Here is a 516-nt window from a genome sequence, read left to right on the forward strand (position 1 = left end):
GTCAGTCCGACAATTTCCTTCAGGCTGTTGTAGACGTAGTAATAGTTCTGGGTCCCTTTGGACAGGACGAGTGGCAGACCGTCCGGATCGTAGATGTATTCCGCCGTGATCGTTCCAACTGCGTCGGTTTCAAACAGTACCTGAATGCCATCTCCGTAATGGTAGTTTGTTATCTTCCCGCCGACTGCCTTGCTGGTCCGGCGTCCGGCATCGTCATAGGTATAGGTCGCCGTCAGGGCGCCAGTTTTCCTGTCTGTAATGGACGTCAGCTGATCGAATTTGTTGTAGGTGTAGCTGTAGCGGCTGTCGAGCGTCCGATTGCCATTCTTATCGTACGTGTAGGGCTCGCCATTGACGGTTTCCAGCTCGTTGTTGCCGTTGTACGTGAACGCGGTATGCTTTGTGACACCGTTCTTCGTGGTTGTCCGGCTCGCCCGGTTTCCTGTCGCGTCATACGTGTACGTTTCGGATAGCTGGGCGGCAGGGATGTCCTGGGACAGCAGCTGGTTCCCCTTG

At 54.8% G+C, this 516-nt stretch carries 1 pseudogene; it reads right to left on the bottom strand.

Going from position 1 to position 516, the window contains the following annotated elements:
• A pseudogene (locus tag NFU03_RS15690) lies at positions 1–516 on the bottom strand (hypothetical protein); the annotation flags it as partial.

This window comes from Sporosarcina sp. NCCP-2716, assembly GCF_023707985.1.
Classification (GTDB): Bacteria; Bacillota; Bacilli; order Bacillales_A; family Planococcaceae; genus Sporosarcina.